The sequence below is a fragment of the Leptolyngbya sp. FACHB-1624 genome (genome assembly GCF_047649235.1).
Classification (GTDB): Bacteria; Cyanobacteriota; Cyanobacteriia; order Leptolyngbyales; family Leptolyngbyaceae; genus Leptolyngbya; species Leptolyngbya boryana.
On sequence record NZ_CP180258.1, the window covers coordinates 4,190,935 to 4,208,289 of the forward strand.

Sequence of the window (17,355 nt, forward strand, 5' to 3'; positions counted from 1 at the left end):
TTCACTTAACGATTGTTTCTATAATTCTCAACAATTCTTCTGCTGATGCACTTGCTAATTCTTTAGGTTCCAATTTGTGTAATCCATCGCCATAGACTCGACCTTCTGCAATCAAGTGTTGCACTGGAATTGACTTAAGTGCATTCCAGATAGAATGGCATTGTTCAGGATGAGTAGAGAGAAGACGCGCAAGGTCAGACTTGGGATACATCATCAAGTAAACGTTGGGCGCGATCGCACTCGAATGATTCAGAATAAACCGAAATGGATTACCTCGCTTCGCGCCTGTTCTACCCATGTAAGTACACAGAAACGGCGCAGGTTGTCGATTCTCTTGCAAGTACCAGAGAGATCGATGCCGACACAAATACCCCTCCGCAACGCCAGCCTTTACTCCACTCTGAAGGTATTTCCAAACAGCAGGACTTTCTCTTTGTAGTTTCTCTGGTGAATCTGTACAGGTGAGTAGAAACAGCTTACGATCGAGAACTGGATTGCCTTGTTCATCTGCCAAGATTTCATCGCTCGGTAAATATCGAGAACTAGGCAGGATTGGGGTAAGAAACTCCTGAGAAATCTCGAAGGCTTCGATCTGCTTAGGTGTGAGGATGAAGAACTGATTGGCTCCAGTTGCTACTCCTCGCTTAATCTCAAATAAATCGGACAACTTAGCTTGCGGCGCATCTTGACGTTGGGAAGCGACCGTAATTTGTGTCCATTTTGCTGAAGTCCTCAGCGTCTTGGTTGAAATCAGCTTTGTGATAAGAGGCTTGTCAATGCTACCGCTAAATGTAAATTCGACTGCATGATCTTGTTGAAGTCGAGTGTTGCGAAACCAAATGATTGAAGATGAAACTAAAGCATCACCAAACTGTAAATCTTCTGGTTCAAAGCGATGAACTCGCAGTAAACTCACGCTATTGAGTAAATATGATTTGATTTGCTTGCCGTAGTTGACATCCATGAACTCAGATGGAATCAACCAACAAGCTAACCCTCCTTCAGTCATCCACTCATGCGCGGCTAGTAGAAAATAGCAATACAGTCCAGCCAAACCACTGAGTTGAATTCCAGACCGCGCGATCGCAAGCTCTCTGAGCAACTGCTTCTCTGTCGTAGATAGGTGATGATGTCGAACATAGGGCGGATTGCAAATGAGCAGGTTTGCTTTGGATTGCTCGTGCTTTGGAGTCGCAATTTTTGTAAAATCGGAACACTCAACTTTAAGAGAAGAGGATTTCCAGAGTTTTTGAGCGATCTCAGCCACATTCGGATCAATTTCGTACCCGATCGCACGTTCAATCTGTTCGCTGGAGAAGGTTTGAAGTAATGCAGAATAGAAAGAACCTGTGCCGATCGCAGGATCGAGAAAGCGAACTTTTTCTTTAGGGGAGAGCAAAGATTTTGAGTAGTTGAGAATTGCGCTCGCGAGTGCATTGGGAGTCGCAAATTGCCCTAGCCGATTGCGCTCTGCTGCACTTTTAGCAGTATCCAACCGAGCCTGCTCTAGCACTCGCTGGCACTCGATCGATGTGAGGTCAAGTTGCTTATAATCCGAGGTCTGTAAAATCATCAATCCGGTGCTCCCAAACCCAATCAATCCCTTCAGCCGCTTCGTAGCCCAAGTAGCTGCTATCAAAGTAGCCACACAAGAATAAAACGAATTCGATCTGTTCGCCATAGGTGGCGCGTAATTGTCTCATTTTCTGAGCTTCTTCTTTCTTCCGCTTATTCACATTGGTGAAGTCTCCCGCTGATTTTGCCTCTACCAGCACCGGAAAATCTCCTGGCTGTGCGGTCTGCCGCATAATCACTGCATCAATTGGAATGTTGATTGTTTTCTCTCCTTCCATTGTTAAATTCACAGGGACATTTAACCGAAAACTGTAAGTTCCAGGTGGCATTTCAGTGAATCGCACTCTCTGTCCGGCAGGAAGTTCCCGGTAGTGATGCGCGTTTAGCCATACTGCAATCTCCTGAAGTTGCCGCATTTCTTGAGCATTGCGAACGATCGGATCGGTGGATGCCCCGCACAAGCGATCGGCAATGATCGTTGCAGCACGATAACGTTCAGCTTCTGTAGGAGATTGATCGGTGGCGAGCCAGGTAAAGATATCACGATCTACCAATCTTGAAATGAGCGTTGTGATTTTGCCAAGTTCTTCGCTCAATTGCTCGGCATTCAATCGAGTAGGCAATCTTCCTTTTTCTAATCGCTCCACTAGACTTTTAGAAACAGCGGCTAACCCAATCAATCGATCTCGTGCCAGTGGTGGGCACGTACACATTCTCAGCGTTGCGAGGATCTGAGGATTCTGTTGCAGAATCTGTGGCTGTAAGTTTTGCAGATTATCCGTGGTTTGCAGGGCGGCTGCGACAACTTCTGTGATCTGAACACGAGTGTCATGAAATGCCTGTGGTGCAAAAGTCATGAACCAATTGTTATACAGATTCACAGACTGAGCCACATCTGCGTTCCAACGATTCGGTTTGTCACGATTTACAGCCATGCGAGTCCTGCATACGAAAACAGTTCTACTGTACTCCTACAGTTCACTGATGCAAAGAACTTGTTGCAGAAAATCACGACTACAGGTTGAAACAGCGTTAGGTCGAAGCTTGCATCCGTTCCAAGCTGGTGGGTGCAATTTCATAGACCACTTTGCGCTTACGTTCCACTAAAGTCCCTGGTACTGGTATCCCTTGCTTCCACGCATTTTTAACTGCCGTTTTGTCTACTTTGCGTTCCACAATCTCTTTAACGGTGATGTAGTCCTCTGGAACCTGCCCGAAGTCAATCACTTCACAGGATGGCGGATTCAGCTTGATCCGAATGCGTCGATGTTGCCCGATCGCTTCTTGCGCCATCAAGTCTGCGGAATTGAGCGTCAGAATCGTCTCATCGAGTCGTTCGCGCCAGCGGGTGAGCCTTTCAATCTCTGCGGTATGGATTTTAACGAGATGCTCCATTCGCGCCTTGAGTGCCGTGATTTCGGCATCAATCTGATCTGCTAATTCAGCATGAGCATCGATCGCAGCCTCTTCGCTTTCTTGGAGTTGCCAAAGCTGTTGAACAATTTCGGCTTCTTGCTCTGGGGTTTCGGCGGCATCTAGCTCTTGCCAAGTTTGCGATGCCAGAATGCTGATGCCCTTGAGAGATCGCACTGCCACTGATTGAGGAATCGAGTTTGCCATCGTCACCATCTCCCGCAAATTTGATAGTAATCCTGCCGAGTTGTAATTTCTGCTTCAAGCTGAGCGAGCAACTGAGCATCAGCGTTCAACGCTTCAGGACGGGTTATGCGTAGCCCCATTTTGCCATCAGAACTAGGATTCTGAAGCAATTTCAAAATTTGAGCAATTCGACGAACAATGGAAGGTTTCATAATGTTCTGCTTGAGCCAAAGTCAACATTACTGACGCGGTAGCGGTTAGTATTAGTTGAGTGCAGCATCTGGATTAAGCTTTTGATGATTTCGCCGCGCTGCTTCCTGAAGTAGCAGATCCCAATGTCTTAAGCGTTCACCTTTCTGGACAACTTGTTCTGCTGCTGCGCGGGCTTGTTCTAAAATCGCAGCATCTTTCACTAAATCTGCGATCGCGAACCTGGGAGCGCCTGCTTGAGAAGTTCTTAGAATTTCACCTGCACCCCGAAGCTGGAGATCCATTTCTGCGTTGCCTTCGGCTCCCGCGAAGCGTGTCCGCAAACCCATTCGCCGATCGTTCTAAAACTTCAAGACGTTCCCTAGCAGTCGTCGAATCTGAAGCATTCATCAGTAAGCAGTACAACTGTGTGTGCCCGCGTCCGACTCGTCCCCGAAGCTGGTGTAGTTGAGACAAACCAAATCGTTCAGCATGTTCAATGGCGATTACAGTTGCGTTTGGAACGTCAATTCCAACTTCAATCACAGTGGTTGAAACGAGAATTTGGGTTTGGTGATTGCGGAATTGCGCGATCACACTTTGCTTCTCTTCCCCATTCATTCGACTATGCAAAAGTCCAACCGTGTGATTTGGAAATTTGGCTTGATAGCGATCGTAAGCCTCCATCACAGATTCCAGTTCTAAGGTTTCAGATAACTGTTGCTCTAGGCTGAGTGAATTGCACCCTAAATTGATCCCACCCAAATCTGTCAAGTTGGCTTTCGCAACTGATCCAGTCCATTCAGAATCAAATCGAGTCCAAACTCAAAATCATGGAGTCCGTCATAGCTGCCATCGATGACGCGATGAGTGAGATAGTTCATGTGGGGATATTGTTCTGCTGAAATCAGCGGCAGACCCATTTTTGCAGCTTCTGCATACTCCGATGGCTCAAACGGGAAGTTCAACTCCTGAAGCGTAAAGCCGTAAATGTGACTGTCGATCGCATTCCAGGCATGATCCGCCATCTCCAGCGAAAAGCCTGCCGCGTGGAGACAGCCCAGCGTGGCATTGATATAGCGCAACATCGCGGAACCCACATTCACCCGTGACACGATCGGTATCGTTGCCCAGGGGTGACGGAGCAAAACAGTATGAGCAGAGCGCGATCGCTGCCGCATTGCCGTCTTCCAGTCGATCGTCAAATCCGGTAACTCAATCTCGCTAATGACGAGCTCCACAAGGCCATCGATTAAGTCGTCTTTGTTCGTCACATGGTTGTAAAGCGACATTGCCTTGACACCCAAGACTTGGGCAAGCTTGCGCATGGAAAGTGCCTCAATCCCTTCCTCATCGGCAAGGCGGAGGGCAGTCGCTAACACCCGTTCTCGACTCAGGGGCAGTTGAGGGATGAGGTTTGAATCTTGCGTCTTAGCCATATCGTCCTTCACGAATTCCGAGTATTAGTTCGAGTTGCACTGACTCGCCCCTCATCTTGACAAACTTACGCCGTAAGTTAAACTTACACTGTAAGTCTAATCTTAGGAGGATTAGCTCAGACTTGGGCAAGTGCCTCCTATCACTGGAGAACATCATGGAAGCAATCAGCCCCTCGACTCAGACGATGAAAGCGATCGTGCAAACCGAATATGGTTCTGCGGATGTGTTGAAATTGGCAGAAGTCGCGCGACCTGTAGTGCCAGACAATGGCGTGTTGGTGAGAGTTCATGCCGCTGCTGTCCATGCGGGAGACTGGCATCTGATGCGAGGAACGCCATTTTTGCTTCGCTTGATTTATGGCGGACTTAGATCGCCCCGGATCAAAATCCTGGGATGTGACGCAGCGGGAACAGTAGAAGCAGTCGGTAAGGCAGTGACGCGGTTCAAGCCGGGAGATGCCGTCTTTGGAGATTTGTCAGAATCGGGGTTTGGGACGTTTGCGGAATACGTGTGTGCCCCTGAAACGGCATTTGCCTTGAAGCCGACGAATCTGACGTTTGAGGAAGCGGCAACGGTTCCGGTTTCCGCATTGGCAGCACTTCAAGGACTGCGAGACGTGGGGCAGATTCAAGCAGGACAAAAGGTGTTGGTGAACGGCGCGGCTGGCGGGGTTGGGTCGTTTGCAGTGCAGATTGCCAAAGCGTTTGGTGCAGAGGTCACAGCAGTATGCAGTCCCAGTAAAAGCGAGATGATGCGAACCCTTGGGGCAGATCACGTTCTGAATGCGATTCCAACAATGAATCAACCGCAGTATGACTTGATTCTAGATGCGGCTGCTTACCATTCCGTTTTTGAGGTATTGCCTGCGGTGAAACCCAAGGGTGTCTATGCACTTGTGGGAGGATCTACGGCTCGATTGTTCCAGGTAATGTTATTTGGAGCGGGGATTTCAAAAATCAGTCGTCGCACGGTGAAGTTTCTAGCGACTAAGCCGAATGCAGTAGATCTAATTGTTTTGAAAGAGTTGATTGAATCGGGCAAGATGCGTCCCTTTGTCGATCGCTGTTATTCCTTAAATGAAGTCCCTACGGCGATTCGTGCGCTCGAACAGCGGCAAGTGCGAGGGAAAGTGGCGATCCGGATTGGAGCGGCAGGGGCTTGAAGCGGTCGTGTGATCGCATTTAGGGTGCAAAAAATGCTGAAACTGCTGGCTTGTGGTTAATCACTTGCACCCTAAAACGGCGCGATCTGCTTCAGATATCTCTACGAGATCGCTATAACTCGATTTGCTTTTTCTGAGGCAGGCAACTTGCCTTCTCTTTCAGTTGAATCTCTGGGGACTGTGGTACTTCCCAACACGCTGGCACTGGTGTTAGCTCGAACATTTGCTCCAATTGTCTGGTCACTGCTTGCAGTCGATAGTGATCCCATCGATCTGATACGCAAGAGCCATCAAAGCGAATCCGACTTGTGATGATATGAATGTGGTCATGAGCGCGATCGCAATGCCGCACAACGACATAAGGATTATCATCAAAGCCCATTTGCCGAAAAAATGCTTGCGCGGCTTCACACCAGGATCGATCGTCCAAGCGTTCGCCCAAAGGCAAACTGAGCGAAGCATGATACATACACCGCTCAACTTTGGTATTCAAACGTCTCAGACAGTTCAATTCCTGTGCTAGATCAGCGGGCGTAAAAGTCGCCAGATTCGTTTCGAGCAATTGCGCGCCGGGTTTGCTCAGTGCGTAATTGAGAATCGGATAGAAGGCTTTGCCTTTGAAATGTTTACCAATCATCAGATTATTGAATAGATTGAACAATCAGTTTTCTTGCGTCGTTAATCAGTTCCACCGCTTCATCTAAGGACGTAGAGCCTGACTTGCTGGGGTAGTTTGTGTTCAATTGATTGAGATTTTTGGCAATGTTACCCAGTCTTTGATAAAGCTGGATTAATTGCTGCGATCTGGCTGGATCAGTGGATTCAGCTTGCTGCAAGAGAACTCTCAGTAAATCGCTAACGGTTAGATCCGATTGACTTGCTAGGTGCTCTGCTCGTTGATATTCCTCTGCGGTTGCGCGGAATTCAATGCGATGAGGGTATTTTGACGTTTTCGCCATAATCGAAATACGAGCGCTACAAAATGCTTGATAGGTTGATGCGGGGGAAGAATGCTGCAACGATCGCATCAACGATTTCAGCTTTATCTTGTGTAGTTGATTGATTAGATCGAGCTTCACTAGCCAATGCCCAAATCATAGCGATTTTTGCGGCAGATCGCATTCAACTATTCTTCCTTGGCTATTTGTACGGGTGCTGACATAGCTTGCCATGATTTTTGACAGGATTGAGCCTTTCAAAATCGAGTGCTGCCTGATTAGCTCTCGCCGCAGAATGCGGCTGAATTCACGATTGATATGACTTCTCTGTAGAATCTGGCAAATAGAATGAGGCATTTTGCGACAACTCTAGCATTGTCGTTCTCGTTGCCACAAAATGCCACTCTGAAAAAGCTCCGTTTTGATCGAACTGAGGCGTGATGAGGGGCAAATAAACAGCAGATGCAGAGTACCAGGATAAACTGTGGAATTTCGCCGCAGAGTGCCATGCTAAAGGCGATGAAGTAGGGGTAACTTTGCCTCACCAATGGCGTGATGAGGCAAAATTGCTTAGGCGATCAGTGCATTGTGATCGCTTGCTCGATTGAATGCTCGCTGACGCTTGTAGAACGTGGCAAGTTGCCGCTGACGCTGAGCGCGAACTGCCTCAATTGAGGTCATTCCAAACTTCGCCGCTTCCACCATCAATTCATCCAAGCTCAGTTTGCCATACTGCTTCTCAAGTGCAGTCTTGAATGCTTTCCAATCAAACGTTTTGCCTTGTTCGCTGCTTTCAGTTCGAGTACTCGTCCGGTTATTTCTCGTAAGGTGTTAAAGACCATCCGAACTTGAACTTCACCATTCAAATGAGCCGTCGCGGTATCAATCAGAGGTTGATGTGAATTGCGAACCATCGTGTTTCTCCTTGTAATTCAGAAATAATTGTTGAGTGATGAACTCGCTTCGATCGCGACCTGTGGTCGTTGATTTATTTCGGTTGCGGGAGCTTTGCTTTTGCTGAAGGCGAGCGCTATCACACCATGTAAAAAATATGACAGCTAATAGCTGTCCAGATTGAGTTGTGTGAGTTGCATTCATCTATTGCTCAAAAGCCACGAACATTAGATTTGATAAGGAAAGTAGCAGCTATTCTGCACAAACTCGGTTTGTCTAAGAGGGTGTTTTAAAAGTCGGAGTCGGTCAAATTTTATGCCAATCTCCTAACCATGATCCGAATCATTGCTAAGTAAATCCAAGTCTCTGAAGTTTCTGGAAGTAACTCATAATCCCGAACTAAGCGACGACAGTGCATCAGCCAGCCCAGAGTTCGTTCCACCACCCATCGCTTTTTGAGCAGGACAAAGCCTTTGGTTTGTTCCGGGCGTAAGACCACTTGGACAATCCAACGACAGATGGTGACCACCCAGTGCATAAAGGGAAAGCCATCGAAGCCGCCATCCACCCAAATCGTGTGTAGACGAGACACGGCTTTCCCGCGTTGTCGCACCCGCTGGAGGACAGTTTTGCCGCCGGCGCGTTCTGGGGTGCTGGCAGCAGTGACAAAGACCCGTAAGATCAATCCCAGCGTATCGACCGTGATGAATCGCTTGCGCCCTTTGATCACCTTACCTGCATCAAATCCGATTGCTGCATGCACTCCTGCCGCACTTTTCACGCTTTGGCTATCGACAATTGCTTCAGATGGGCTCGGAGAGCGCCCGACTTCGATGCGGATGCAGCGATAGAGACGGTCGTGAATGCTCAACCAGGTTCCATCCTTACGCCAATTACGAAAGTAAGTGTAGACCGTTTGCCAAGCTGGAAAATCTCCAGGTAACGCTCGCCACCGCACTCCTTCGACTAAAACATAAAAAATTGCATTGAGAATGTCCCATAAGTCTACTTCTCGCGGTCGTCCCCCTGGTTTTGCATCAGGTAGCAGGTCGCTCAACAATTCATATTGGGCAGGAGTGAGGTTACTGGGATACGATTTACTCATGTAGCTCTCTCGGTGCTGTGCTTTTACGTATTTACAGCTTATGACCGGAGAGCTTTTTTACAGCCTCAATTGTCTTTTAAAACATCCTCTAAGGCTAAGTGATATCGACCTCATGAAAGCGTTGAGTTAAAGCCTTCAAACGCTGGCTTGGTCTAGGATATGACGATTTGAACCAAGCAAATGTCCGGATTTACGAAGAAATCAGGAGGTCAGAACGTTTGCTACCTTGTGAAAATGACAACACATAAAGGGTAAGGATGCAAATGATCGACGAGTTTGAAGCATGGCTCGAACTCAAACTGCATACCAGTATTGCAAAACAGTGATTCATAATTTCAGGGTGCTGAACCGATTTCTCTCAATGAGCAGTTCGTTGAAAGGGGTACATTCTCTATCAGACTCATCTAGCAAAACGGCACTACCGTGAGTAGGAGGAAATATGGCAAAAGCAGGACAATCCCTCAAGCAAGTTCTAACAGAACATGGAATTAGTCAAAATCGATTAGCGATCGCAATGGGAATTAACCGCTCTACTGTGCATCAATGGGTAAATGAGATTAGCGATCCGTTAGCTGAAGCAGTGACAAACGTCATCAAAGGCTTACGAGTAATCGAACCCACAGCAGCGGAACAGTTTATCGCGCTTTATCTAGAACAAGACCAGACCCCTTCAAACCCAGATTAAATTCAACTTGGAGCGGTTAGCAGGGCAATCTGAACAGGTTGCCTCTGCCATTTGGCAGGAATAGCAAAACGGTAGAAGAGTATCGCCGTTTCTTTTCCTGCCATTTTTCAGAGGCGAAATGCCGCGCTCTTCCTTTAAGGTCAGAGTGTTGTTTGCCCTAGTATTTATCATGAGCAACACGATCGAGCAAGTCGAATTGTCGTGCCGATTGCGAGTTCCTGCAACTTCACAGTATGCTCACTTGATCCGCTACCTCAAAGAGCATCCCTACAAAAGCATTCATACCTTTTTGCTAGATGCAGCAATTGCGTTTTACTTACCTCAAGCCTTCATTGAAGGTTCTGCCTCAACGGAGTCATTGCAAAATGCTGGAAGACTGTCTATCTCCGCTTTGTTAGCCCAAGTCACGCTGATTGCAGTACAAGTCAATGCTTGTTTACCCGATGGGCACAAGCTACAGACTCCGCTCTACGACTGGGAGATAGGTCAATCAACGTTTGCCCAGCCTGATGCGATCGATCACGCTGAATTTCGCACTGCTACCTCTCTTTTCAATCCGTTTGACTTCGCAGATTTCAACGCATCGGGACAAGCTTATGAGCATCGTTAATCAGCCTCATCGATTAGTTGCTGCGATCGATTTCGGTAGTTCTGCAACAAAGGTCATCTATGCCCTGCATGAACAAGCGCAAACGCCAGCCAGCTTAGTGATGGCTTCTGAAGTGATTCAAGTGTCTTCTACAAAGTTGGATTGCGGTCAGGCTCAAATCGTTGCGGTTTGCCCAAAGAACCGCGCCTGGGTTAAGTTGGGTCAGGATTGCTGGGCAGTCGGACACTTTGCCAAGCGGTTTCATGCCCATGCGGGTCTGAATCAACCTAAGTTCGAGCGGGCAACTTATAAGACGTTGGCAGCAATTTGGGTGATCCAGCAGCGGTTGCAGTTGCCTCAGCAATTTGAGCTTTCGTTATCTTGTGTATTGCCGCCGAATGAGTACGCTGACCGCGATCGCGTTGAACGTCAACTTCAGATTGCACTGAATCAATTCCAAACTGCGACGGGTTCTATAGAGGTCAAACTCATCCAATTTGACTGTCAGCCTGAAGGAGCCGGAATTGCAATTCATTATGCGAATGCTGTGAATGGTGATTTTGCAATGCGTCAGATTGCGATCGCCATGATTGGACACCGAAACGCAAGTGTCATCACCTTCAATCAAGGCATGGTATCAGTCTTCAAATCCTCGAACCTCGGTTTCATTCGATGTTTGGAGCAAATTGAGCAACAAACAAGTGGGCAACCACCGGAACGATTACTACCTGCTGTTGTGCGGTGGATTGCCTCGAAAGATGAAAGGGCATTTAACGCGATTGCACGCTCAACCCATTATCGAGACGAAGAGATCCAACAATTGGTAAAAGCGACCCAGCAAGCTAAAGCTGATTACATTCAGGCACTTCTGTCCTGGTTACAGGAAGCCGTTCCAGACCCAATTGATGAATGGATCTTCGCGGGTGGAACCACGAATTTAATTGCACCAGATTTAGTAGACTTCTTTGGCAACCACATTTCATTCCATGCAAGCATTGAAGTTCCTGAAACTGTGGACAGCAGCAATTATAGGCATCGGCTTTCAGACGTATGGGCATTGTTTCAATATGCTTGCTCACGTCACCTTCAACACACCGCTTGATTGAGGATAGGACTATGCAACCCACAATTCATCTCGTCGATGGCTCAGGAGGCGGGCGAGGCAAATCACTGTTTACCTGTGCAATGGCACACTACAACCAAGTGCATCAGTATCCAGTTCAGCTATTCGATGCGGATGAAGCGCATCACTACAACGTCAAGAAGTTTTATGCGGATGCGATCGCGCTCATCCTCAGCGAAATCGAATATCAGGATCTCGATCAAATCTGGAATGTAGTAGAACGCGGTTTAATTCCAGTTGTCAATTTACCAGCAGGCTCCCATAGTTTTGTTTCAGGCTGGTTTAAGAGAACTGGATTGCTAGAACTAACACAGGATAGTGAACCGATTCGCTTAGTTAAATGGTTTTTGTGTAATCCAAGTCCACAAACTTTAACACTGTTTGAGCAATCCCTGGATGATTACTCAAGCTACGCTGATCGTGTGACGCATGTGTTTGTTCGCAACCTACATCTTGCAACCGATCGACAATGGCGAGAATTTACTAGTACGCTCGAAACAGCAAAAACAGCAGCAGGTAAACCCTGGCAATTAGTCTTTGAATCGCCTCAAGTCAAGGTCATCGATTTTCCAAAATTTCCGCCGTATGAGCGCGATCGCTGGGAAAGTTTAGGCTGGAGTTTGGCGGAAGCAATTGCACCCTCTGATCAATTTCATCTGCTCGAACGCCAGCGTATCGCGACGTTTCTCAAACAATTCTCGCAAGCCATAGACGCAACTCAGATTTGGGACAATGTGCCGACAAAACCCGAGGTACTGAAGCGATCTCAAGCGATTCAACTGCAAGAAAAAACTCAACCCCAGAAAGCCAGCCTGAAAGGATTCGCCCCTAGTAAGTCCAAATAGCGAGAAACTGAATTATGGTTCGCCAATCCCCTGACGAGATATTGCTGCTTGATGATGACATCATTGCAACCCCACCTCACGCTAATGTTGCTAAATTACCTGTGCATATGAATTCTGCACTAGATCATTTGCTGATTGGAGAGCCGGATCACGTTAAAGCTAAAGTGCTTGAAGTGTTGATGCAGTACAATCTCGATTCTGATGATCCAGCATTTATTTTGATGGCTGCGACTGGGCGACTGCAAGCTTTACTAGAGGAAAAGCCAAAGGATCTGAATGCTCTGTTTGAACAATGGCGGGACGATGTTTATCGGCAGGTGACAGACTATCGTGAGGGACTGAAAGAGTATGAGAGAACTGCGCTAGAGGCTCAGAGAACTGCGATCGCGCAAACTGTCCAGGCGTTGATTCGCAAAACCGCGATCGATCAATTTATGCACCAGTTGAGCGCAGCTTCGACGATCGTTGCCGCAGTCATTCTTACTGTTGCCGCAGGAGTCGGAGGGGGCGCTGGATGGATGTACGCGCAGTGGCAGCGATCTCAGATAGAAGCTGATCCGTCTGGTAAGCGTCAACTCACGCTTGATGAAGCCAATACGCTCAAATGGGCAATGAGCCGAGAAGGTCAATTTGCCAGGGAAATGATGACTTGGAATCAAGATTTACTAATTCGCAACTGGCAAGGACGATTTGCCTGTGAGGATCAAGCGAAAAAGCTAGGTGTGGTTCTCAGAAGCGGAGAGCAAAAAGTAGACTCTGGATTCTGTACACTATGGATACGATCAAATCGGCAATAAGTTGAGGTTAGCAAAAAATAAAGCCTGACTCACAAGAATCAGGCTCATGCAGTAGGTCAGACATTCGCAGACATTCAATTATTCGTCATCGAGATCCGAATCATCTTCGTCAAGCAACTCATCTTCGTCCTCATCATCCAAATCCAAGTCATCCAAACTATCCAACACATCTGGTACATCTGGCTCATTGGATTTGCGATTATTGCGGCGTTCCAGAGATCGACGATTCACTTCGATTAAAGTGCGAATGCCAGCTTCCGAGTCTTCAGGAATGGAGGCATCAAAGTTAGATGCGATCTGCGCCATCACTGCCAATTCAAACTTGAGCGCATCCGGTTCACCAAAGAGCTTCGGAAAGACTTTGGTGTTCCAAGCTTGCCAATCGAAAGTGCCGTTGTTGCGTTTGACTGACGCGGAGACAGCATTGCCTAAAATTTCTCGCAATCCGTAGTAAGCAGGAACCGTTGCACTCTCCGCTCGCAATGGCATTTTGATTTTGTAAGTTTGAAACAATGCGTTCCGAATGGCTTTGACTGCGACTCTCGGATCGCTCAAATCCAGCGTTGCGCTTGATTTAGCAACTGACTTTGTCGTTCTGGTGGTTCCATTCTTGACTTTGTTCGTTGTGACCATTGGAATGAGACTCCTTTCTCATCACTTTCACCCCATTCGCCGCCAGAGGCGGCAAGGCATTGAGAATGCCGCCTTCATTCATTCTCATCCTGCCCAGCTCTGACCGATTTGTACATCGACCGTGACTGGAATTGGATTCAGAATGTGTTGAGCAACTTTAATCATGTAGCGTTCAACAAGTTGACTCACATTCAGTGCGATCGCTTCAGGGCATTCCACCAAAATCTCATCATGTAGCATCCCAATCAATCGAGCATCCGGCGGCAATCGTTGGCTCAGTTGCACCAACGCCATCTTGGTAATATCGGCATTCAGTCCTTGAACGGGATGGTTGATCATTTCGTTCAGGTTGGGACGATCTCGCCAAAGTCGCCTTCTGCCCGTGAGCGTTCTGCAATTTTTAATTGAATGCACATAGACGTTTTGTTTCATCTGCTCATGCCATGCCTTAATGCCAGGGTATAACTCAAAGAAGCGTTTCCGGAATCGTCTAGCATCAGCCAAACTGAGCGAAACGCCATATTTGATCAAAGCCTGACTCTGAAGTTTGGCTGCGCCCATCCCGTAGATCAGCCCAAAGTTAATCGCTTTCGCCAGTCGTCGCTCTTCTTCAGTGATTGATGCAGGGAGCTTATCGAGTAGGAATGCGGCTGTCAAGCAGTGTAAGTCTTCCCCAGCTTGAAAAGCTCGCTTTAGCTCTGGGTCATTGCTGATTTTGGCAACAATCCGCAGTTCAATTTGCCCATAATCACTTTTGATCATGACGTTCCCCGGTGCTGCCACGAAACACTGTCGCAGTTGCTTCTGTCGAGGAATGGTTTGGAGTGCTGGATTGCGGCAACTGGCTCTACCGGATCGCGCTCCCAGTTGATACCAAGTTGGATGAATTCGCTGAGTTGTTGAGTGAATGGTCTGTGGCAGGGGTTCGTAAAAACTGTCAATCAGTTTCGTCAACTGTCGGTACAGCAGTAAAACAGGAATAGCAGGGTGTTGATCGGCGACTGGAAGAAGCGATCTCTGACTCGTCGATTTGACTACTACCCCATCTGCTGCCAGTGCTTGTTTGATCTGAGCCGATGAGTTGGGATTAATCTCATTTGGATGTTCAGAAAATAAATTAGACTGCTGTACTCCGGGTAATCGAAGCTGCTGACGAATTTGAGTGAGAACCTGCGTTTGTTGTGCTTTGAGGTCAATGGATTGCGATCGCAGTCGTTCTCGATCGATGCCAAAGCCATGAAGCTCCATCTGAGCAAAAGCAGGCATACACTGAGATTCAAGCTGCGCGATCTCACTCAGTTCAGCAACGATCAATCGTTGAACTAACGCATCATAAACAGGTAGCAAAATCCCTGCATCAGTTGCAGCATATTGGATTTGCTTAGAAGTGAGTCTATCTTGAGAAAAATCGCTCTGCTGTAGCGTTTTGTTCAGAGTTATGCTTAATAGCTTTTCGACGACGGCTTGTAATGACGATCGCAGTGGAATGCCTGCTGTCCACACTTTGAATGCGAGCTGCGTGTCGAAAAAAGGTGGCTGAAGCTGTAATCCAGCTTGGGTGAGGAACTGCCAATCGAATTTGAGATGATGTCCAATTTTGAGAACAGAGCTTTGCAGCAGGGATTTGAGTTGGCTCAGTTGCTGAAGCTTGAACAAATCGACGACTACGACAGGCTGATTGGGGACAGCCAGTTGAATGAGCCGGAGTCGATCGCAGTGCGGGTCGATGCCAGTCGTTTCGGTATCGATCGCTAAAATTGGAGCATTGAACAAGGGTGCGATCGCAGTTTCTAAATCCGCATCCGAATCCACGAACTGATAAGGATAAGCAGATCGAACGACAGAACAGTGGTGAATTTGAGCATGATCTTGCGTGTCGTCATAGCTGTAAAAATCGATGGACATGGAAAGTGGCGATAAATCTTCCCAGGCTCGTGGCGGTCGCTATGCGAGATTCCGTCGATACTGGCGCAAAATCCCAGAATCAAGCGCACGACTGGCAACTTCCGTTCGACTATGTGCGCCAAATTTCTGCATCAGCATTGAAACATGACCTTTAACCGTGCCATTCCCAATGTAAAGACGAGCGGCAATTTCTTTATTGGTCAGTCCCTTCGTCAAGAGTTCCAGCACATCAACTTCACGTGTCGTCAAATGTTCGACCATTTGCCACGATTCCTCGAATAGCTGAACGGCTGCTGTAGATTCCGCAGCGGCTTCTTGGTGTACAGGTTGCGATTTCTGTTGCAGGAGATGATGTGCGATCGCAGGATCAATCCAATGATTGCCTTGATAGGTTTGCTGCAACGCAGTCGTAATCAATCCAATCGAATGATGCTGAAGGCAATAAGAATCAGCGCCCCTATCAAACGCAGATAGAATCATTTCAGGTTCCCGGTTTGCGGTCAGTACCATAATTTTGATTTTGGGATACTGCTGCTTGAGCGATTGAATTACGTCGAGTCCGTGCATTTGAGGAAGGTCAAGATCTAAAACGACGATCGCGGGGGACTTGGCTTTGACCAATGCTAAGCCTTTCTCGCCAGTTGCCCCATGACCGACGACTTCTGCTTTTGGAATCTGTTTTGGCAGCGCTGTTGCGAGTCCAACTCTGACTAAATCCTGTGGCTCGATTAAGATAATCCGAATCGTCTGGTTGACCATCCTGATCCCCCTTCTGATGTCATTTTTACACGTCTTTGCTCAGTATTAATGACATCGAAGGGGGCGGTCAGGCATCATCCAGATGACTAAACGATCGCAGTCACCTGGACAAAAATTGCAGATGGCTCAATCTTCCAGTTCGTCATCGTCAAAGTCAAACTCGTCGTCCGACAGCGTCTCTGCATCAGTATCCAAAATGTTGAGGTCATCCAGTTCATCATCCAGTTCTAATCGAGCCGATTTGAGTCGCTGAGTTGCGCCTGGGAGCAGGTCAGGTTCTGCGGAGAGGGATGGCAACGCTTGCGGTTCGGTAAAACCTGCAATGTTGTCGTGAATACCCCAGATCAGTGCTTTGGTGGTTGAAGTTCCAAGGAAAAGCTGAGGCAAGTTCTCGATCATGGGTGAGGTAATCGCTTCAGTCTTGCAGCACCACGATTTATTGTTGCCTTCACCTTCTTTTACCGCCTTGAACGTGACCTCCAGAACGCCCAGACTGCGCCACTTGTCACTTTTGCCGGAGTAGCGTTGTCCGGAATAATCCGAGAACGTTCTTTCGAGCTTGCGGTAGAACTCTTCACGCGCAGATTTGAAACTCCATAGCGCCACATTCTTGAAACGCACGACGATCGGGGTCGTGTGCAACGGTTGATTGTCTTCGTCGAGAAAGACGATCGCGTGTTCTGAGCAGGCATCCATCGTCTTCTTGTCAAACGCATTGCGATATTCGTCATAGAGTCCAACTACAGTGCTGCCTAAATCTTCAACGTCGTTCTTGTAGCGAATGTATTCTGGAACAAATGCCAGCACGAGCATTCGAGTTTCAGTGATTAGCAGTCCATTCACTTCTTCAGTGAGTTCTACCGTGTGCAGTTCTTCTTCGGTGGGTAGATTGAGCCAACCTGCTTTGTCCAGTTGGTCAGTTGGGATTAGAATTCCTGCGGGTTTATCGTTTACCACAATGCCATACGGCAACTGCGGACGACGAATTTGGTTATACGACTCATGCAGCAGTTCTGGATCGATCTCAAAAGCGATTGCTTTTGGCTTCGCAGCTTTGGCGGCTTTGACGGTTGTGGTTCGAGAAGATTTTGCTTTGGTGTTGACCATAACCCAACAT

22 protein-coding genes are annotated in these 17,355 nt (G+C 47.6%); 6 read left to right on the forward strand and 16 right to left on the reverse strand.

Going from position 1 to position 17,355, the window contains the following annotated elements; genetic code table 11:
• Nucleotide 1 precedes the first annotated feature (1 nt).
• The 7 genes from ACMUEV_RS19830 to ACMUEV_RS19860 form a co-directional block, all read right to left on the reverse strand.
• A complete protein-coding gene (locus ACMUEV_RS19830; protein WP_190649459.1) occupies nt 2–1,573 on the reverse strand; it encodes an Eco57I restriction-modification methylase domain-containing protein in 1,572 nt (523 codons plus the stop codon).
• The gene (locus ACMUEV_RS19835; RefSeq protein WP_190649461.1) at nt 1,548–2,510 is read right to left on the reverse strand and encodes a XamI family restriction endonuclease; all 963 of its coding nucleotides are present in this window, start codon (nt 2,508–2,510) and stop codon (nt 1,548–1,550) included. Before ACMUEV_RS19835 ends, ACMUEV_RS19830 begins: the two co-directional genes overlap by 26 nt.
• A 97-nt stretch (nt 2,511–2,607) precedes the next feature.
• Nucleotides 2,608–3,195 (reverse strand): siphovirus Gp157 family protein, encoded by a 588-nt coding sequence (locus ACMUEV_RS19840; RefSeq protein WP_190649463.1) that lies wholly within the window; start codon nt 3,193–3,195, stop codon nt 2,608–2,610.
• A gap of 2 nt (nt 3,196–3,197) precedes the next feature.
• Nucleotides 3,198–3,386, reverse strand: coding sequence for a hypothetical protein (locus tag ACMUEV_RS19845; RefSeq protein WP_190649465.1), 189 nt, complete (start codon nt 3,384–3,386; stop codon nt 3,198–3,200).
• A 51-nt stretch (nt 3,387–3,437) separates the two neighbouring features.
• The gene (locus ACMUEV_RS19850) at nt 3,438–3,668 is read right to left on the reverse strand and encodes a hypothetical protein (RefSeq protein ID WP_242044304.1); all 231 of its coding nucleotides are present in this window, start codon (nt 3,666–3,668) and stop codon (nt 3,438–3,440) included.
• Entirely contained in the window at nt 3,640–4,137 is a 498-nt protein-coding gene (locus ACMUEV_RS19855; RefSeq protein WP_242044305.1) for a helicase-related protein, read from the reverse strand. Before ACMUEV_RS19855 ends, ACMUEV_RS19850 begins: the two co-directional genes overlap by 29 nt.
• The gene (locus ACMUEV_RS19860) at nt 4,134–4,802 is read right to left on the reverse strand and encodes a TetR/AcrR family transcriptional regulator C-terminal domain-containing protein (protein ID WP_190649467.1); all 669 of its coding nucleotides are present in this window, start codon (nt 4,800–4,802) and stop codon (nt 4,134–4,136) included. The genes ACMUEV_RS19855 and ACMUEV_RS19860 overlap by 4 nt, the downstream gene beginning before the upstream one ends.
• A 155-nt stretch (nt 4,803–4,957) precedes the next feature.
• On the opposite strand from ACMUEV_RS19860, the gene ACMUEV_RS19865 reads away from it, so the two are divergent.
• Entirely contained in the window at nt 4,958–5,965 is a 1,008-nt protein-coding gene (locus tag ACMUEV_RS19865; RefSeq protein ID WP_242044306.1) for an NAD(P)-dependent alcohol dehydrogenase, read from the forward strand.
• Between the two features lie 112 nt (nt 5,966–6,077).
• Here the strand turns inward: ACMUEV_RS19865 and ACMUEV_RS19870 are convergent, their stop codons facing one another.
• The 5 genes from ACMUEV_RS19870 to ACMUEV_RS19890 all read right to left on the reverse strand — a co-directional run bounded on the left by ACMUEV_RS19870 (nt 6,078) and on the right by ACMUEV_RS19890 (nt 8,902).
• Nucleotides 6,078–6,602: a relaxase/mobilization nuclease domain-containing protein gene (locus ACMUEV_RS19870; RefSeq protein WP_190649469.1), complete on the reverse strand. Its 525-nt coding sequence runs from the start codon at nt 6,600–6,602 to the stop codon at nt 6,078–6,080.
• A gap of 4 nt (nt 6,603–6,606) precedes the next feature.
• The gene (locus ACMUEV_RS19875; RefSeq protein WP_287456203.1) at nt 6,607–6,924 is read right to left on the reverse strand and encodes a plasmid mobilization protein; all 318 of its coding nucleotides are present in this window, start codon (nt 6,922–6,924) and stop codon (nt 6,607–6,609) included.
• A gap of 549 nt (nt 6,925–7,473) precedes the next feature.
• Nucleotides 7,474–7,608, reverse strand: a complete 135-nt coding sequence (locus ACMUEV_RS19880) for a hypothetical protein (RefSeq protein ID WP_277880242.1) — start codon at nt 7,606–7,608, stop codon at nt 7,474–7,476.
• A gap of 14 nt (nt 7,609–7,622) precedes the next feature.
• Entirely contained in the window at nt 7,623–7,817 is a 195-nt protein-coding gene (locus ACMUEV_RS19885) for a hypothetical protein (protein WP_190649473.1), read from the reverse strand.
• A 293-nt stretch (nt 7,818–8,110) separates the two neighbouring features.
• Nucleotides 8,111–8,902: an IS5 family transposase gene (locus tag ACMUEV_RS19890; protein ID WP_415354614.1), complete on the reverse strand. Its 792-nt coding sequence runs from the start codon at nt 8,900–8,902 to the stop codon at nt 8,111–8,113.
• Nucleotides 8,903–9,341: 439 nt separating this feature from the next.
• On the opposite strand from ACMUEV_RS19890, the gene ACMUEV_RS19895 reads away from it, so the two are divergent.
• The 5 genes from ACMUEV_RS19895 (at nt 9,342) to ACMUEV_RS19915 (ending at nt 12,941) form a co-directional block, all read left to right on the forward strand.
• On the forward strand, nt 9,342–9,587 hold the full coding sequence (locus ACMUEV_RS19895) for a helix-turn-helix domain-containing protein (protein ID WP_190653379.1): 246 nt from the start codon (nt 9,342–9,344) through the stop codon (nt 9,585–9,587).
• A gap of 118 nt (nt 9,588–9,705) precedes the next feature.
• Entirely contained in the window at nt 9,706–10,197 is a 492-nt protein-coding gene (locus tag ACMUEV_RS19900; RefSeq protein ID WP_190653378.1) for a hypothetical protein, read from the forward strand.
• Nucleotides 10,184–11,278, forward strand: a complete 1,095-nt coding sequence (locus tag ACMUEV_RS19905) for a ParM/StbA family protein (RefSeq protein ID WP_190653377.1) — start codon at nt 10,184–10,186, stop codon at nt 11,276–11,278. The genes ACMUEV_RS19900 and ACMUEV_RS19905 overlap by 14 nt, the downstream gene beginning before the upstream one ends.
• Nucleotides 11,279–11,292: 14 nt before the next feature.
• The gene (locus tag ACMUEV_RS19910) at nt 11,293–12,144 is read left to right on the forward strand and encodes a hypothetical protein (protein ID WP_190653376.1); all 852 of its coding nucleotides are present in this window, start codon (nt 11,293–11,295) and stop codon (nt 12,142–12,144) included.
• A gap of 14 nt (nt 12,145–12,158) precedes the next feature.
• A complete protein-coding gene (locus ACMUEV_RS19915; protein ID WP_190653375.1) occupies nt 12,159–12,941 on the forward strand; it encodes a DUF6753 family protein in 783 nt (260 codons plus the stop codon).
• A gap of 78 nt (nt 12,942–13,019) precedes the next feature.
• Here the strand turns inward: ACMUEV_RS19915 and ACMUEV_RS19920 are convergent, their stop codons facing one another.
• From ACMUEV_RS19920 to ACMUEV_RS19935, 4 genes are all read right to left on the reverse strand, one after another.
• Nucleotides 13,020–13,574 carry a primosomal protein gene (locus tag ACMUEV_RS19920; RefSeq protein WP_190653374.1) on the reverse strand — a complete coding sequence of 185 codons (555 nt, stop codon included), beginning with the start codon at nt 13,572–13,574 and terminating at the stop codon, nt 13,020–13,022.
• Between the two features lie 84 nt (nt 13,575–13,658).
• Nucleotides 13,659–15,479, reverse strand: a complete 1,821-nt coding sequence (locus ACMUEV_RS19925) for a DNA polymerase (protein WP_190653373.1) — start codon at nt 15,477–15,479, stop codon at nt 13,659–13,661.
• Between the two features lie 39 nt (nt 15,480–15,518).
• Complete coding sequence (locus ACMUEV_RS19930; RefSeq protein ID WP_190653372.1) at nt 15,519–16,238, reverse strand: LuxR C-terminal-related transcriptional regulator; 720 nt, start codon at nt 16,236–16,238, stop codon at nt 15,519–15,521.
• A gap of 126 nt (nt 16,239–16,364) precedes the next feature.
• A complete protein-coding gene (locus ACMUEV_RS19935) occupies nt 16,365–17,345 on the reverse strand; it encodes a DUF5895 domain-containing protein (protein ID WP_190653371.1) in 981 nt (326 codons plus the stop codon).
• Nucleotides 17,346–17,355: the final 10 nt, after the last annotated feature.

What these genes read in the sequence shown, in the direction of transcription:
- ACMUEV_RS19830 (WP_190649459.1), bottom strand. Translation starts at nt 1,573, where the DNA reads ATGATTTTACAGACCTCGGATTATAAGCAACTTGACCTCACATCGATC.
- ACMUEV_RS19835 (WP_190649461.1), bottom strand. Translation starts at nt 2,510, where the DNA reads ATGGCTGTAAATCGTGACAAACCGAATCGTTGGAACGCAGATGTGGCT.
- ACMUEV_RS19840 (WP_190649463.1), bottom strand. Translation starts at nt 3,195, where the DNA reads ATGGCAAACTCGATTCCTCAATCAGTGGCAGTGCGATCTCTCAAGGGC.
- ACMUEV_RS19845 (WP_190649465.1), bottom strand. Translation starts at nt 3,386, where the DNA reads ATGAAACCTTCCATTGTTCGTCGAATTGCTCAAATTTTGAAATTGCTT.
- ACMUEV_RS19850 (WP_242044304.1), bottom strand. Translation starts at nt 3,668, where the DNA reads ATGGATCTCCAGCTTCGGGGTGCAGGTGAAATTCTAAGAACTTCTCAA.
- ACMUEV_RS19860 (WP_190649467.1), bottom strand. Translation starts at nt 4,802, where the DNA reads ATGGCTAAGACGCAAGATTCAAACCTCATCCCTCAACTGCCCCTGAGT.
- ACMUEV_RS19865 (WP_242044306.1), top strand. Translation starts at nt 4,958, where the DNA reads ATGGAAGCAATCAGCCCCTCGACTCAGACGATGAAAGCGATCGTGCAA.
- ACMUEV_RS19870 (WP_190649469.1), bottom strand. Translation starts at nt 6,602, where the DNA reads ATGATTGGTAAACATTTCAAAGGCAAAGCCTTCTATCCGATTCTCAAT.
- ACMUEV_RS19875 (WP_287456203.1), bottom strand. Translation starts at nt 6,924, where the DNA reads ATGGCGAAAACGTCAAAATACCCTCATCGCATTGAATTCCGCGCAACC.
- ACMUEV_RS19880 (WP_277880242.1), bottom strand. Translation starts at nt 7,608, where the DNA reads ATGGTGGAAGCGGCGAAGTTTGGAATGACCTCAATTGAGGCAGTTCGC.
- ACMUEV_RS19885 (WP_190649473.1), bottom strand. Translation starts at nt 7,817, where the DNA reads ATGGTTCGCAATTCACATCAACCTCTGATTGATACCGCGACGGCTCAT.
- ACMUEV_RS19890 (WP_415354614.1), bottom strand. Translation starts at nt 8,902, where the DNA reads ATGAGTAAATCGTATCCCAGTAACCTCACTCCTGCCCAATATGAATTG.
- ACMUEV_RS19895 (WP_190653379.1), top strand. Translation starts at nt 9,342, where the DNA reads ATGGCAAAAGCAGGACAATCCCTCAAGCAAGTTCTAACAGAACATGGA.
- ACMUEV_RS19900 (WP_190653378.1), top strand. Translation starts at nt 9,706, where the DNA reads ATGCCGCGCTCTTCCTTTAAGGTCAGAGTGTTGTTTGCCCTAGTATTT.
- ACMUEV_RS19905 (WP_190653377.1), top strand. Translation starts at nt 10,184, where the DNA reads ATGAGCATCGTTAATCAGCCTCATCGATTAGTTGCTGCGATCGATTTC.
- ACMUEV_RS19910 (WP_190653376.1), top strand. Translation starts at nt 11,293, where the DNA reads ATGCAACCCACAATTCATCTCGTCGATGGCTCAGGAGGCGGGCGAGGC.
- ACMUEV_RS19915 (WP_190653375.1), top strand. Translation starts at nt 12,159, where the DNA reads ATGGTTCGCCAATCCCCTGACGAGATATTGCTGCTTGATGATGACATC.
- ACMUEV_RS19920 (WP_190653374.1), bottom strand. Translation starts at nt 13,574, where the DNA reads ATGGTCACAACGAACAAAGTCAAGAATGGAACCACCAGAACGACAAAG.
- ACMUEV_RS19925 (WP_190653373.1), bottom strand. Translation starts at nt 15,479, where the DNA reads ATGTCCATCGATTTTTACAGCTATGACGACACGCAAGATCATGCTCAA.
- ACMUEV_RS19930 (WP_190653372.1), bottom strand. Translation starts at nt 16,238, where the DNA reads ATGGTCAACCAGACGATTCGGATTATCTTAATCGAGCCACAGGATTTA.
- ACMUEV_RS19935 (WP_190653371.1), bottom strand. Translation starts at nt 17,345, where the DNA reads ATGGTCAACACCAAAGCAAAATCTTCTCGAACCACAACCGTCAAAGCC.